At 64.6% G+C, this 14,593-nt stretch carries 14 protein-coding genes; 5 read left to right on the forward strand and 9 right to left on the reverse strand.

Translation table 11 applies throughout. From position 1 onward, the window contains the following. Positions 1–35: 35 nt before the first annotated feature. A complete protein-coding gene (ureG, locus tag ABIA40_RS35650) occupies positions 36–659 on the forward strand; it encodes an urease accessory protein UreG (protein ID WP_025033975.1) in 624 nt (207 codons plus the stop codon). 298 nt (positions 660–957) lie between these two features. Beyond that, positions 958–2,616 carry an HWE histidine kinase domain-containing protein gene (locus tag ABIA40_RS35655; RefSeq protein WP_225126407.1) on the forward strand — a complete coding sequence of 553 codons (1,659 nt, stop codon included), beginning with the start codon at positions 958–960 and terminating at the stop codon, positions 2,614–2,616. On the opposite strand, the gene ABIA40_RS35660 is transcribed toward ABIA40_RS35655, so the two are convergent. The 5 genes from ABIA40_RS35660 to ABIA40_RS35680 form a co-directional block, all read right to left on the reverse strand. After that, positions 2,613–3,221, reverse strand: a complete 609-nt coding sequence (locus ABIA40_RS35660; protein WP_404546443.1) for a TetR/AcrR family transcriptional regulator — start codon at positions 3,219–3,221, stop codon at positions 2,613–2,615. The two genes, ABIA40_RS35655 and ABIA40_RS35660, sit on opposite strands and share 4 nt — an antisense overlap. Before the next feature lie 91 nt (positions 3,222–3,312). Next, entirely contained in the window at positions 3,313–4,461 is a 1,149-nt protein-coding gene (locus ABIA40_RS35665; RefSeq protein WP_404545895.1) for an OpgC domain-containing protein, read from the reverse strand. A gap of 168 nt (positions 4,462–4,629) precedes the next feature. Beyond that, positions 4,630–5,085, reverse strand: coding sequence for a hypothetical protein (locus tag ABIA40_RS35670; protein WP_057028148.1), 456 nt, complete (start codon positions 5,083–5,085; stop codon positions 4,630–4,632). 85 nt (positions 5,086–5,170) lie between these two features. Continuing rightward, positions 5,171–5,542, reverse strand: a complete 372-nt coding sequence (locus ABIA40_RS35675; protein WP_404545897.1) for a YqjD family protein — start codon at positions 5,540–5,542, stop codon at positions 5,171–5,173. A 78-nt stretch (positions 5,543–5,620) separates the two neighbouring features. Continuing rightward, the gene (locus ABIA40_RS35680) at positions 5,621–6,733 is read right to left on the reverse strand and encodes an AI-2E family transporter (RefSeq protein WP_404545899.1); all 1,113 of its coding nucleotides are present in this window, start codon (positions 6,731–6,733) and stop codon (positions 5,621–5,623) included. A 208-nt stretch (positions 6,734–6,941) separates the two neighbouring features. On the opposite strand from ABIA40_RS35680, the gene ABIA40_RS35685 reads away from it, so the two are divergent. The 3 genes from ABIA40_RS35685 (at position 6,942) to ABIA40_RS35695 (ending at position 8,723) form a co-directional block, all read left to right on the forward strand. After that, positions 6,942–7,742, forward strand: a complete 801-nt coding sequence (locus ABIA40_RS35685) for a L,D-transpeptidase (protein ID WP_271542850.1) — start codon at positions 6,942–6,944, stop codon at positions 7,740–7,742. A 13-nt stretch (positions 7,743–7,755) separates the two neighbouring features. Then, on the forward strand, positions 7,756–8,406 hold the full coding sequence (locus ABIA40_RS35690; RefSeq protein WP_271542851.1) for a DUF2865 domain-containing protein: 651 nt from the start codon (positions 7,756–7,758) through the stop codon (positions 8,404–8,406). A 161-nt stretch (positions 8,407–8,567) separates the two neighbouring features. Beyond that, on the forward strand, positions 8,568–8,723 hold the full coding sequence (locus tag ABIA40_RS35695) for a Thivi_2564 family membrane protein (protein WP_008546817.1): 156 nt from the start codon (positions 8,568–8,570) through the stop codon (positions 8,721–8,723). Positions 8,724–8,852: 129 nt separating this feature from the next. Here ABIA40_RS35695 and ABIA40_RS35700 read toward each other — a convergent pair whose 3' ends face one another. The 4 genes from ABIA40_RS35700 to cysD form a co-directional block, all read right to left on the reverse strand. Beyond that, entirely contained in the window at positions 8,853–9,053 is a 201-nt protein-coding gene (locus ABIA40_RS35700) for a CsbD family protein (RefSeq protein WP_008546815.1), read from the reverse strand. 176 nt (positions 9,054–9,229) lie between these two features. Beyond that, on the reverse strand, positions 9,230–11,395 hold the full coding sequence (locus ABIA40_RS35705; protein ID WP_404545901.1) for a malate synthase G: 2,166 nt from the start codon (positions 11,393–11,395) through the stop codon (positions 9,230–9,232). A 339-nt stretch (positions 11,396–11,734) separates the two neighbouring features. Next, entirely contained in the window at positions 11,735–13,651 is a 1,917-nt protein-coding gene (cysC, locus tag ABIA40_RS35710; protein WP_404545903.1) for an adenylyl-sulfate kinase, read from the reverse strand. 14 nt (positions 13,652–13,665) lie between these two features. Beyond that, positions 13,666–14,460, reverse strand: coding sequence for a sulfate adenylyltransferase subunit CysD (gene cysD / locus ABIA40_RS35715; RefSeq protein WP_128264420.1), 795 nt, complete (start codon positions 14,458–14,460; stop codon positions 13,666–13,668). Positions 14,461–14,593: the final 133 nt, after the last annotated feature.

Here is a 14,593-nt window from a genome sequence, read left to right on the forward strand (position 1 = left end):
TGCGGCCGTCAAGTCATCAGGAGAGAACAAGTCACATGGCGAAATCTCACGGTCCCCTGCGTGTCGGTGTCGGCGGTCCGGTCGGATCGGGCAAGACCGCGCTGATGGACCTGCTCTGCAAGACCATGCGCGAGCGCTATGACATTGCGGCGATCACCAACGACATCTACACCAAATGGGATGCGGAGTTCCTGGTGCGTTCGGGATCGCTGACGCCGGATCGCATCGCCGGCGTCGAGACCGGCGGCTGTCCGCATACGGCGATCCGCGAGGATGCCTCGATGAATCTCGCTGCGGTCGCGGACATGCGCGCCAAGTTTCCCGGACTTGACCTCGTGCTGATCGAATCCGGCGGCGACAATCTCGCTGCCACTTTTTCCCCGGAGCTGGCCGACCTCACCATCTACGTCATCGACGTCGCCGCCGGCGACAAGATCCCGTCCAAGGGCGGCCCGGGCATCACCCGGTCCGACCTCCTGGTCATCAACAAGACCGACCTTGCGCCCCATGTCGGGGCGTCCCTGGAGAAGATGGAGACGGACGCCAGGCGCATGCGCGGCGAGCGTCCCTTCGTCATGACCAACCTCAAGAAGAGCGAGGGGCTCGACCGAATCGTCGGCTTCATTGAGGCCAAAGGCGGCCTGAAACGGGCGGGCTGACCGGACGCGACCAGTTGGCGCAGGCGTTTTTCGCCGTTAACGCCTGGGCCGTGCCGCAACCGCGGAACAAATTTCGGACACGGCGATTAACTACCTCCGGCGCCCGGGGCGAATTCATCCCGGCCAGACCATCGGCCGGACGGATTAAGCTTTCCAGGCGACCCAAGTTGCGTACTGATGCCTCCTCCTTCATTATCTCCGCCACTGGGATTTACCCTGCTTCGGCCTCTGGCCGTTCGAGCGGCGTTCATGTGCTCCGTGTTCATTGCCGACTTCCTGCTTTCGCCTGAGTAATCGCGTGGTCAGGCTGGGTTTCATCATCGGCTTCATCGCTCTGCTCGGGGCCTTGCTCTCCGGGCTTGCGGCTTATCGCGTCCACGACCAGGAGCTGGCGCTGGACCGGATCGCGCTGGCGCGTGCGATCGACGTGCATGCGAGCCTGGTTCAGGACCGCCTGACCGAGCGGGAGCTGCTCGCGCGTGTCGCCTCGGGCCTGTTCCGCGCGCCGTCGGTGATCAAGCCGAACATGCTGGAGCCGCTGCGCTCGGCGATCTACGCCTTCAAGACCGACTTTGTGGTGGCCGGCTGGATCGCCCGGCTGAAGCCGAACGAGCTTGCGGACGCGCAAGCCGCCATCGCCAGCGCCGGCTTCCCGAATCCGCAGATCCGCTCGTTTGACGACAAGCCGATCAATCCTGCCGATGTCACCCAGCCGATCGACGTGCTGTTGGATCTCGAGCCGCGCAGCAACGAGACCACGGCCTTGCCCGGCCGCAGCTACGATCAGGATCCGGTTCGCAGCGCGATGCTCACGCGGGCGCGCGCCCAAAAGAGGTCGGTTGCCTCCGACCCGGTGCCGTTGATCCGCGGAAACGGTCCGATCGGCATCATCGTGGCCGCGCCAGTCGTTCCCGAGGGTGCGACGGAGCCGGCCGGCTTCGTCACATTTTCCTACGAGCTCGCCTCGCTGATGCTGGCCAATGACGACATGTCGCTGTTCGCGGTGGCGCTCAGGGATCCGCGCAAGGACGGCGGCGAGCTGATCGCCAATGATCAGGGCGTGGTCTCGACGCGGATCGCGGCGGCGGACGGGGCGCCGTCGGCGACGCGCACGGTGAGCTTCGGTGGCCGCGATTGGCAGCTCGGCTATTACGCGAAGACCAATTCGGTGCGCCGCGCCGAGCAGACCGCCATCATCGTGGCGGCGATCGGCTTTGCCATCACCGCAATGGTGTGCGGCCTGTTCGGTTACGTCGCCTACAACAATCTGCGGCTCAGCCGGGAGATCCAGGTCAGGATCGGATTCGAGCGGCGGTTGACCGCGGTGATCGACGAGCTCAACCACCGCGTCAAGAACATCCTGGCGGTGATCCAGTCGATCGTGACGCGCACCTTGCGCCACGGCTCGGACATCGACATCGCGCGCGAGCTCCTGATCGGGCGCATCCACGCCATGTCCAATGTGGTGTCGCTGCTCAGCGAGAGCCAGTGGCAGGGCGTCAAGCTCAAGGGTCTGTTCGAGGCGCGCGCGATTCCGCATGCCGATCGCATCGCCGTCACCGGCCCCGACATCGCGGTCAGCGCGCGTGCCGCACAAAGCCTGTCGCTGCTGTTCTTCGAGCTCGCCTCGCATTCCGACGAGGGCCTGTCGCTGGTCGGCAAGCATCCGCACATCACCGCCAACTGGACGGTGACCGGCGAGGAGGGCGATGAGGTCTTCCATTTCCGCTGGGAGGAGTTCAACACCAGCGAGGCGACGCGCCGGCCCGATTCCGATTTCGGCCTGATCTTGCTCGACCGTGTCGCGCCCGAGGCGCTGGGGGGGACCGCCAAGCGCTTCTTCACCGACGTCTCCTACGTCTATGAATTGACCGCGCCGATGGAGACGGTGGTCGACATGACCGAGCGCGACCGCACGGATAAAATCTCGGCGCCGGTCAGGCCGGTGCGAAGCTAGCCCTTCGGCCGTAACACCAGATCGACGAGGCTGCGCGCGTAGCCGGGTGTGATCGGCGCGATGCCGAAGATATAGCGGTAGAACAGGCTGCCATAGATCGCGTCGTATAGATTCTCGGGGGGACCCTCGGCCTGAATGCTGCCGTCCTTCTGGCCGGCGGCGATCATGTCCACCAGCGCGTCGCGGCGGAATTGCAGGTACCGGGCGTAGAACAGCTCGGCCGACCCGGTCTTGGAGATGCATTCGGAGACGACGGCGAGCTGGACCTTGCCGAACTCGCCCTGCAGCGCCTCGGCATAGGCAGCGGCGTGGCGCCGCGCGCGCGCCGCGGGCGTGCCGGCGCTCGCGGGCGGCAGCGGCAGCATCTGCGACGCATGGAGGAGGAAGGCGTCGATCAATAGCGCTTCCCGCGACGGCCACCATTTGTAGATCGTCATCTTGGACACGCTGGAGTGCCGTGCGATCGCATCGATGGTGGTGGCGGCAAGGCCGGTGACCGCCATCAGCGCATAGGCACTTTCGAGGATGGCGTTGGTGGTCTCGATCGACCTTGGCCGGCCGCGCCGGGGCGCGTTCTCCGCCTCTTCACGCCCGTCTTTCGCCATCGCCACGCCCGGTCTCCTCACGCAGGGTCCCGGCATAGCGCAGGGGCGCCATTCGGCCTAGCAGAATCGCACGATTCGTCGCGAGAAGCGCTCAGCTCCGGGCCCGCTGCCGCAGGGCTGCCGGCAGATCCTGCCGTTTCGACCAGGCGATGTAGTAGGCGAGCCCGGTCATCGCCGCGAAGCCGGTGATGCTCACCGCCACCTGCATCACCACCAGGTTCGGCCCGGTGATTAGGATGAGGTGGCCAGCGAAGGATAGGAACACGGCGACGCAGAATACCGCGAGCCATTCCTCACCACATGCGATCACCGCTTGCAGCGGTTTCCATCTCAGGCCGGGGTGATCCGCCGGAATGAGATGGGTGGCAATGAACGCGAGGGCGAGGAAGTGGACCACCCGATAGGGAGCGAGGTTTTCCTTGTCGGTCGGAGCGATGCTGTTGAGGAGCAGATCGGGCAGGTAAGCGGACAGCGCCGGCGAATGGCGCATCAAGGTGACGGCCATCGCGAAGACCAGGTAGGCGCCGGCGAGGATCCGCAGCCAGGACATGCCATGCAGCGCACGCCCCGGCGCCCCCGTCACGGCGAACCAGCCGCCCAGCACCATCAGCATCTGCCAGCACAGCGGATTGAAGGTCCATTCTCCGTCGGGATAGATCCGAAAATTCCAGCCGAACCAGCGTGCGGCGAGATACAGCGCGACCGATGCTGCCAGCGTCAGGTTCGGTCCTCGCAGCAGACCCCACAGCACCAACGGAAAGAACGCCATCAGCGGGACCATCAGCTGCAGCAGGTCGAGGTTCAGCGGCTCTTCCTGGAGCACGAGACCGCGGACAAGGATGCGCAGCGGGTGCTCGAGAATTCCGGAGATGTTGTATTGGTGGATGATCTCCGGCGCCATCGATTGCCTGGCGACATAGGCGATGGCATCGATATAGATCACGAACAGCACGACATAGGCGGCATAGAGCCGCCAGACCCGGCGAAAGATGCGCGTCGCCGCGACCAGGTAGCCGCGTTCCAGCGCCATCCTGCCATGGATGATGGCAACCCCATACCCTACCACGAACACGAACAGGTCCGCCGCGCCGCTGAAGCCGAAATTGCGCAGCGTCAGCAGGTTGACGACGTTGTTGGGAATATGGTCGACGAATATGGACCAATTGGCGATGCCGAGCGTCAGATAGAGCCTGGCATCATGCTGGAATGCGGCGAGGTTCGCCTTGACGGACGGTTTCATTGAGCAAAATAGCTTTGGGAATCAGGATGATGCTTTTAACGGCAACCGCCTGCTCGTCCGAGTAGCGTTTGCGTGAGCGGGGAAGAACCGCGCCAAACGGCGTCAAATGTGCCGCTTGCTCGATGAAATGCAGATAGACGCGCGCGCAGTAATTATAATGCCGGACCTTTACTCGGCAGGTTCGGCCGACACCTCGTCGGACACGCCGGCGCGGCTCGCCAGGATGCCAAGGGCGACGCCCCCGATCGCCAGAATCGGCAGCAGCCGCTTGACGCCGATGGCACGAACGATTTGGAGCCCGGTGGCGAGGAGCATCGGGTCTGCAAGCATGCTCTGCGCGGCCGATTTCGCGGCGCGCTCGGCCGCGATCTGGGCGCGCTTCTGCACCTCGCGCTTGTAGCTCCAATAGGAGCCTGCCGCGGCCAAGGTCAACAGAAAGAAGATGCCGGCGCCGGCAAGACAAGCCTGCACCGGGCCATATTTCTGCAGCACCCAAATGAAGACGGCGGCACAGAGGAAGCCTGTGGTCACGAGCAGCGCGAAGGCAGCGCCCGCGGCAAGGGAGGTCAGCCGAACCGTCGTGCCGGTTGATGCGCTGATGCCGTCGATGATGCGCTGAAACATGACCTTGCTCCTCAATCCCCGCCAGCCGAATGGTCACGAGCCGGCAGCGGCGGCGTGCCGCCGCCGTAAATGGGCGTCGACATCCTTAGCGACGCCAGGCGACGCCGATCAGGAAGCCGATGCCGAGCGCCAGCCCGACGGTCGCCAGCGGCCGCTGCGTGATCGCCTCTTCCAGCGTCTCCTCGATCGAGCCGTAGGCGTCATGTGCAGCTTCCATCATCGCGCTGCCGCGCTCGGACATGTCGTCCATCGCGGAGTCCATGTTCTCGCGCGCCTGGCGATAGCCGCGGCGAGCCTGCTTGCTGGTGGAGTTGGCGAAAGTATTGAGCGCGTCGGTGATCTGGTCGGTGAGGGCGGCGATATCGCTTTTCACGGCTGCTACATCCTTTTCGAGGCGGTCTCGGGTGGCTTTGTCGGTCCAGTCTCTCATCCCGTCTTCGGCATTGGGCGTGGACATCGGGAGCTCCGAACTGTTGACGGCTGAGATGGGCGGAGAACGTTTCGTCGCCGGGTAAGTTCCGTTCGCTGAAACCGGTCAGGCTTGCGGCAGCTGCGGCGAATTCTCCGGCAGCAGGTGGTCCTTCAGGATCAGCGCGACGATCAGGAGCGGCGACGACAGGAACGCGCCCATCGGCCCCCACAGCCAGGTCCAGAACGCGAGCGCGAGCAGCACGGCGAGCGCGTTCAGGGCGAGCCGCCGCCCGATGATCGTCGGCGTGATGAAGTGACCCTCGAGAAAGGTGAGGCCACCGAAGGCGAGCGCGGCCATCAGGCCGCCGCCGAGGGTCGGGAAGGCGATCAGCCCGACTACGACCAGCACCACGAACATCGCCACGGGCCCGATGATCGGGATGAAGTTGAGCGTGGCCGCCAGTGCGCCGAGCCCGGCCGGATTGGGCATTCCGGTGAGCGCGCAGATCAGGCCGGTGGCGACGCCGACGCCGACATTGATGAGGGTGACGGTCAGCAGATAATTGCCGAGATGGACCTCGATCTCGTTGAGGATCCGGAGCGTGCGCAGCCGCGCGTCGTGATCGCTGAAGGTCATGATCATGGCCCGCCGCAGGTCGCGCCAGCTTGCGATGAACAGGATCAGGGTGACGAAAAACAGCAGGAATTCGGTAAAGGTCGGTGACAGGAATTCCAGCGTCGGCTGCACCCACTCGATCTTGGGCATGTGGAGGCTCGGCAATCCCTCCGAGCCGCCGAGCATGGCTTGCAGCTCCCGCCAGAGCGCAAGCGGCCGGTCGAATACGTGCAGCTTGTCCTTCAATTGCGCGCCGAGCTCCGGCAGGCGCGTGCTCCACGCCATGACTGGCGAAGCGATCAACGCGACGGCGAAAGCGACCACCGCGCTCACCGCGACCACGATCAGCACGGCGCCGACGCTGCGTGGGACCTTGCTTCGCTCCAGGAAGGTGGCCGCCGGAGACAGCATGGTCCCGATGACGAACGCCATAACGACCGGCAGGAAGAACGCCCGGCCGACATAGAGCACGGCGACGATGGCGATCAGCAACAGGCCGGCCAGCGCGAACGCGACGAATTCAGTGCGGCGGATAACCGGCGGCAGCTCGACATGGCTCTCGGGAAGCGGATCGCCTTCGCTGTTGCCGGAAATCAAACGTTCACTGGGTAGGACGCGCACAATCTCTCTCCCGCACGGAATCCGTGATCCGCGCGCCCATTGATGACCTGACTAATGCTTGGGCGGCGGGCTGGTTCCATCGCGGCCTCGTGAACAGGTGCTCGCTTGACTGTGACGTCGCTGCCGCACGCTGCGCCGGAACTTCGATCGACCCGGCGGAGTTTGTTGAGGCAGCGCATCACCTGATGCACATCCAACGGGGCAGCTCATGACAAAGTTGTTTGCAGTCCGTCGCAGCTTCTCGCCGCGCGCCGTCGGCGCGTTCGCCTTCGCAACCGCTCTTCTCGCAGTGCCGGTGGGCACCGCGAGCGCGCAAACCTTCGGCTATGCGCCGATGCAGCGGGTGTACCCGCAGGACCTTTACTCGCAGGGCCAATACTTGCAGGATCAAGGCTATTCGCAGGCTGACATCAACGAGGCGCCGCAGGTCGCCGATGAGGATGCCCAATTGCCCGACCGGCTGCGCAGGCAGATCGTCGGCTTCGACCGGAGCGAGCCGGCCGGTACCATCGTCATCGATACCAACAGCACCTATCTCTATTACGTGCTCGGAGGCGGCCGCGCGATCCGCTACGGCGTCGGCGTCGGCCGCGAGGGCTTTACCTGGTCGGGCGTGCAAAGCGTCAGCCGCAAGGCCGAGTGGCCGGACTGGCATCCGCCGGCCGAGATGATCGCGCGCCAGCCCTATCTGCCGCGCTTCGTCGCCGGCGGGCCCGGCAACCCGCTCGGTGCGCGCGCGATGTATCTCGGCTCGAGCCAATACCGCATCCACGGCACCAACGATCCCTCCACCATCGGCAAGTTCGTCTCGTCCGGCTGCATCCGCATGACCAACGAGGACGTCATGGATCTGTACAGCCGCGTCAATGTCGGAGCCAAGGTCGTGGTGCTGCCGAAGAACGTGCCGCTAATGGCGAAGGGAGGTGATCCCGTGCGCAAGCGTCCGGCCGTGACGACGCTGCCTTCGGGTCGGCAGGCGCTGAACATGACCACGTCGGCCGTGAATTAGTCTGCGAGGTCCTATGGCGAGACGGCTGATTGACAAACTGGCGGGCGGAGCGGCGATTGTCGTCGTCGTCTCCAGCGGGCTGGCGATGGCGCCGTCGGCGCATGCGCAGGATTTCTTCTCGGGCCTGTTCGGCGGCTTTCGGATGCGGCCGCCGCCGGAAATCCGGATGCCTTTCCCCACCGGCGATATGCCGCGCTATGAGGCGCCACGCCAGCGCGCGTCCTACGGCGGCGGCACCGCCTATTGCGTGCGCAGCTGCGACGGTCGCTACTTCCCGGCACAAGGCAATGATGCGGAGAGCAAGGCGCAATCTTGCAAGAGTTTCTGCCCTGCCTCGGAAACCTCGCTGGTCTACGGCGGCAACATCGACGATGCCACGACGGAGAAGGGAAAATCCTATTCGGATCTGCCCAACGCATACCGCTATCGCAATGAGATCGTCGCGGGTTGCACCTGCAACGGCAAGGACCCGGTGGGGCTCGCATCCGTCAAGGTCGAGGACGATCCGACCCTGCGCAAGGGGGATATCGTCGCCGGCGCCAATGGTTTAGTGGTCGCCAGCCGCAATGCCAACGACCGCCGCGGCGTTGCGATGAATTTCTCGCCGCTGCCGGATTCAGTGCGCGCGAGATTCCGCCAGGTCCCCGTGGTGGCGAAAGAGTAGGGAGCGCCGCATCTTCGGCCTCCGAACCTTGTCGGACGGCAAATGCCGGATTGGCCTGCCGCGGAGGCCTCATGAGATCGCGCGGCAGGGTTTCCGAGATGGAACCGGCTTGGGTGCAGCGCGTTAGAACAGCGTAGCAATTGCCTGAAGGGGGCCTCGCGATGCTGGTCGGCGTACTCGTCACCTTTCTCGTCGTCATTCTTGTGCTTTATCTCATCAACATGCTGCCAATGGACGGCCGCGCCAAGCAGATCGCGCGCGTCATCGTCATCATCATCGGCATTGTTTCGCTGCTGAAATACCTGGCGGTGTTCTAGCAATCGCAGCCCGGACAAGCGAAGCGGTATCCGGGCCGCAACGAAGGTCCCGGATCGCACTTCACGCCATCCGGGGCTACACCTTAAATCAAAAGCCCCGGCTTTCGCCGGGGCTTCGTTCGTGCTGCTTCAGTGCAGCGACTTCAGCCAGTCGTCGACATCCTGACGGACCTGGTCCTTGGCCTTGCCGTAACGCTCCTGCAACCGGCCCTCAAGCTGCTCGCGGCGGCCCTCGATCAGTTGGAGGTCGTCGTCAGTGAGCTTGCCCCATTTCTCCTTGGCCGATCCCTTGAACTGCTTCCAGTTTCCTTCGATCCGATTCCAGTCCATGACCATCTCCCGTTGGTTGATGGCCCGACAACGCAAGGCGCACGCAGCCTGTTCCGTGACACAGCGGGACGTTTCGCCCAACAAAAAGCCCCGGGTTCGGCCGGGGCTTTCGATGTTCCCGTGACTTTGCTCAGCCGAGCGCGCTTATCCAAGCGCCTCTCTATCCAAGAGCCTCTTTATGCAAGAGCCTTGGCCTCGCGGCGGCGCGCGGTGAGGATGTATTCGGTGTAGCCGTTCGGCTGCTCGCGCCCCTTGAAGATGAGGTCGCAGGCGGCCTTGAAGGCGACGCCGTCAAAGGCGGGTGCCATCGGCTTATAGATGGGATCACCCGCGTTCTGCTTGTCGACGACGACGGCCATGCGCTTGAGCGATTCCATCACCTGCGCCTCGGTGATGACGCCCTGATGCAGCCAGTTGGCAAGGTGCTGGCTGGAAATGCGCAAGGTGGCGCGGTCTTCCATCAGGCCGACATCGTGAATGTCGGGCACCTTGGAGCAGCCGACGCCCTGGTCGATCCAGCGCACGACATAGCCCAGAATGCCCTGGCAATTGTTGTCGATCTCCTGCCTGACGTCATCGGGCGCCCAGTTCGACTTCGACACCGGAATCGTGAGGATGTCGGACAGTTTTGCGCGCGGTCCGCCCTTGGCGAGCTCCTCTTGGCGCGCGATCACGTTGACCTGGTGGTAGTGCAGCGCGTGCAGCGTCGCCGCGGTCGGCGAGGGCACCCAGGCGGTGGTGGCGCCGGCCTGCGGATGGCCGAGCTTCTGCACCAGCATGTCCGCCATCTTGTCGGGGGCGGCCCACATGCCCTTGCCGATCTGGGCGTGGCCGGGCAGGCCACAGGTCAGGCCCATGTCGACGTTCCAGTCCTCATAGGCCTTGATCCAGGCCTGCGCCTTCATCTCATTCTTGCGGATCATCGGGCCCGCTTCCATCGAGGTGTGGATCTCGTCGCCGGTGCGGTCGAGGAAGCCGGTGTTGATGAACATGATGCGCTTGGAGGCGCGCTGGATGCAGGCCTTGAGGTTGACGGTGGTGCGTCGCTCCTCGTCCATGATGCCGACCTTGAGCGTGTTCTCGGGCAGGCCGAGCACCTTCTCGACGCGGTCGAAGATCTCGCAGGTCAGCGAGACCTCGTCCGGGCCGTGCATCTTCGGCTTGACGATGTAGGCAGAACCGGTGCGGCTGTTCTTGACCTTGGAATGGCCCTTGAGGTCGTGGATCGCGAGCAGGCCCGAGACGGCGGCGTCCAACAGGCCTTCCGGAACCTCTTCGCCCTTCTCGTCGAGCACGGCGTCGGTGAACATGTGGTGACCGCAATTGCGCATCAACAGCAGGCTGCGGCCGTGCAACTTGAGCTCGCCCTTGCCGTCCGGCGTCTTGTAGAGGCGGTCGGAATTGAGCGAACGCGTCAGCGTCTTGCCGCCCTTGTCGAAATCGGCCGACAACGTGCCGTTCATCAGGCCGAGCGTGTTGCGGTAGACCAGCACCTTGTCCTCGGCATCGACCGCGGCGACCGAGTCTTCCATGTCCAGAATGGTGGAGACCGCGGCCTCCATGATCATGTCGGCGACGCCGGCCGGATCGTCCTTGCCGATCGCGCTGCTGCGGTCGATCTTGACCTCGATATGCAGGCCGTTGTTGACGAGCAGCACGGCGCTCGGCGCGGCTGGATCACCCTGGAAGCCCGCGAACTGCGCGGCATTCTTCAGCGCGGTGGCGTTGCCGCTCTTCAGCTTCACCGCGAGCTGGCTCGCGACGACGCTATAGCCGGTCACGTCGGTGTGGCTGCCGGTCGCGAGCGGCACGGCGTTATCGAGGAACGCCTTGGCCTTGGCGATCACCTTGTCGCCGCGCGCCTTGTTGTAGCCCTTGCCGCTCTCGGACGGATCATGCGGAATCGCATCGGTACCGTAGAAGGCGTCATAGAGCGAACCCCAGCGCGCATTCGCCGCGTTCAGCGCGTAGCGCGCATTGGTGAGCGGCACGACGAGCTGCGGGCCGCAGATCTTGCCGATCTCCTCGTCGACATTGGCGGTCTCGACCTTCTGCGTCGCCGGCTCCGGGACGAGATAGCCGATCTCCTTTAGGAAGGCGGTATAGGCATCGAGGTCGAACGCCTTGCCTTTATTGGCGCGGTGCCAGTCGTCGATCTTGGCCTGCAGATTGTCGCGGAATGCGAGCAGCTCACGGTTCTTCGGCCCGAGCTCCTTAATGATGGCGGCGAGCCCAGCCCAGAACGCATCCGGCGCGATCCCGGTTTTCGGGGCCGCTTCCTTGGCGATGAAGTCAAACAGAACAGGGGCGATCTTCAATCCGTGGGCGTCGACGCGTTTCATGATGGGCTTTCTTGTTGGAAATGGCTGTTTTTGGCTGCTTTTGACCCGACAGCAGCAAAATGCGCCCGCGCGGGGCAGCTTTCCGGACCTATTAGCCCCAAAAAAGAGGCCGTGAGAAGACCCCCGGGGGCTTGTCAAAATGTCAAGGAGAGGGGAAGGCCCCACGCACCGGTGTCATTCCCCGCGACCCGGCTACGCTAAGGCTTCGCCGAGGTTGAGGTCTAGGGGCGCCGAAGCTTTAGCGAAGGCGGCAAGCGGGGAATCCAGTACGCTGCGGCTTCTACGCTGTCTCTGGAATACTGGGTCGCCCGGCCGAGCCGGGCGACGACTAGGGCGGCCTCAAATATTCGCAGCGAGGTCCACGAGCTCGTCGAACAGCACGCCTGATGCCTTCAGCATCTGCTCGATCTCGTCGGCCGCTTCCGCAACCGTTCGCTTCGACGTATCGATCACGAGCTCGGCGGCCTCAGGCTTCTCGTAGTCGTTGCCAATGCCGGTGAACGAGGCGAGTGCGCCGGCGCGGGCTTTCTTGTAATGGCCCTTGGGATCGCGCTCCTCGCACACCTCGGCGGGCGTCGCGACATGGATCTCGCGAAACACGGTGTCGGCGATGCGACGCGCGGCGGCGCGATCTTCGCGCGCGGGCGAGACCGCCGCGACGATGGCGATGTGGCCGTTGCGGGCGAGATGCGTCGCGACCTCGGCGAGGCGGCGGATGTTCTCGCTGCGATCAGTGGCGGAGAAGCCGAGATCGCTGTTGAGCCCGGCGCGCAGCGTGTCGCCATCGAGCAGGATCGGCGAGCCGCCATTGGTGAACAGGCGCCGCTCCAGCGCCCGCGCCAGCGTCGACTTGCCGGAGGCCGGCAGGCCGGTGAGCCAGACCACGGCGCCATTGTGGCGGTAGCGGGCCGAGCGCTCATCGCTACGCAGCGCCGATTCCACCGGCACGATGTCGACAGGCACGGCACGCTGACCGGCATCGACCGACAGCACCAGGCCACCGCCGGCGATGCGCCCGGACACCTCGATCACGAGGCGGCCGGTGCGCGGATTTTCGGTGTAGGGATCGGTCGCGATCGGATTGGACAGGGAGATGTCGATCTCGCCGACATGGTTGCGGCCGATCGCCTTGTTCTCGCTGCTCGAGAGCTCGCCGGGATCGACCGCCTTCTCGATGGCGACCACGGTGGCGCGGCTTTCCTTTGGCCCCGACCGCACCAAAAGCTGGTCGCCCTTGGCGAGCGGCTTGTCGTGCAGCCAGAAGATGCGCGCGCGGAGCCGCCGCGTCTCGCGCGGCGCAGTGCCGGCATGTGCGATGATGTCGCCGCGCTCGACGAACAATTCACGGTCGAGCGTGATGCCGACCGAGCGGCCGGCGCCCTGACGGCCCGCTACCGGCGTCGCCGGCCAGCTCTCGACCGTCTTGATCTTGGCGATCTTGCCGGCCGGCATGATCACGATCTCGTCGCCGGCAATCAGGCTGCCGGATTCAATGCGGCCGGCGACGATGCGGCGGTCGTCGAACTTGTAGATCGCCTGCACCGGGAGCCGCAGCGCCAGCGCTTCCAGCGGACGCGCCGGCTCAAGGTGATCAAGCGCCTCGACCACGGTCGGTCCCTTGTACCAAGAGATGCGGTCGGTGCGCATTGCGACGCCGTCGCCGTCACGCGCGGAAATCGGGATCACGGCCGTGGGCGTCACGCCGAGGCCGTTCAGATGCGCGGAGATCTCGTCGCTGATGTCCTTGAAGCGTGCGGCGGAGAAATCGACGCGGTCCATCTTGTTGACGACGACCGCGACCTGCTTCACCCCAAGCAGATGCAGGAGATAGCCGTGCCGCCTGGTCTGGTCGCGCACTCCCTCCAGCGCGTCGATGATCAGCACCGCACCGTCGGCCTGCGAGGCGCCGGTGATCATGTTGCGGAGGAATTCGGCGTGGCCGGGCGCATCGATCAGCACGATGTCGCGCGAATTGGTGCGGAAGCGGATTTGGGTGGTGTCGATGGTGATGCCCTGGTCGCGCTCGGTCTGCAGCGCGTCGAGCAGGAACGACCATTCGAACGGCATGCCGCGCCGCGCGCTGACGGCCTTGAGCATTTCGAGCTTGCCCTCGGGCAGGCTGCCGGTTTCATGCAGGAGGCGGCCGACCAGGGTCGACTTGCCGTGGTCGACATGGCCGACGATGACGATGCGGACCTGGGGACGCGTGGTGCCGTTCGGCGTGCCGGGCGAGGCTGACGTGACGAACATGTTCATGGCCGCGTCCTTGATCAGAGATAGCCGGCGACGCGAAGGCGCTCGAAGGCGTCCTCGGTCTCGTGGTCGAGTGCGCGGCCCGAGCGCTCCGGCACTTTGGTCTGCTCGAGCTCGATCAGGATCTCGTCGATGCTCGCAGCGTTCGAGGCAACCGGATTGGTGATGTCCTGGTCACCCAGCGAGCGATAACGCTTGCCGTCCTTGGCGAGGTACAGCGGAATGATCGGGATGTTCTCGCGCTTGGTGTAGGCCCAGATGTCGGCCTCGGTCCAATGCAGGATGGGATGGATGCGCAGATGCGCGCCTTGCGGCGGCGAGGCGTTGAAATGATCCCAGAACTCCGGCGGCTGGTCGCGCACGTCCCAATTGCCCTCCAAGCCGCGCGGCGAGAACACCCGCTCCTTGGCGCGCGTCGCTTCCTCGTCGCGGCGGATACCGGCGATCAGGCCGTCGAAGCCATACTTGGCGAGCGCCATCTTGAGGCCCTCGGTCTTGCGCGCGGCGGACCGGGCGGCCGGCGGCAACGTTGGGTCGACGGCATCGATCGGCGGGCAGGGCTCGACGCGCAGATCGAGATCCCATTCCTTGCCGTAATGATCGCGGAAGCGATACATCTCCGGAAACTTCTTGCCAGTATCGACGTGAAGGGCCGGGAACGGCATCTTGCCGAAGAAGGCTTTCCGCGCCAGCCAGATCATGACGTTGGAGTCCTTGCCGAGCGACCACAACAGGGCAATCTTCTTCAGCCGGGCAAAGGCCTCACGGAAGATGTAGATGCTCTGCGCTTCGAGCTGGTCGAGATGGTCCATGCTCGGGGCAAGTTCGGCAGAAAATTCTTGGGCGCGCACGCGCTCAGCCAGCGCCGGATTGCTCAGTCGATCAGCAGCGGAATCGTCCTTGAGAAGATGCATCTCTGCCACTTTGCGTTTGGAGGCGAAAATT

Source organism: Bradyrhizobium sp. USDA 223 (assembly GCF_044909005.1).
Lineage (GTDB): Bacteria > Pseudomonadota > Alphaproteobacteria > Rhizobiales > Xanthobacteraceae > Bradyrhizobium > Bradyrhizobium yuanmingense.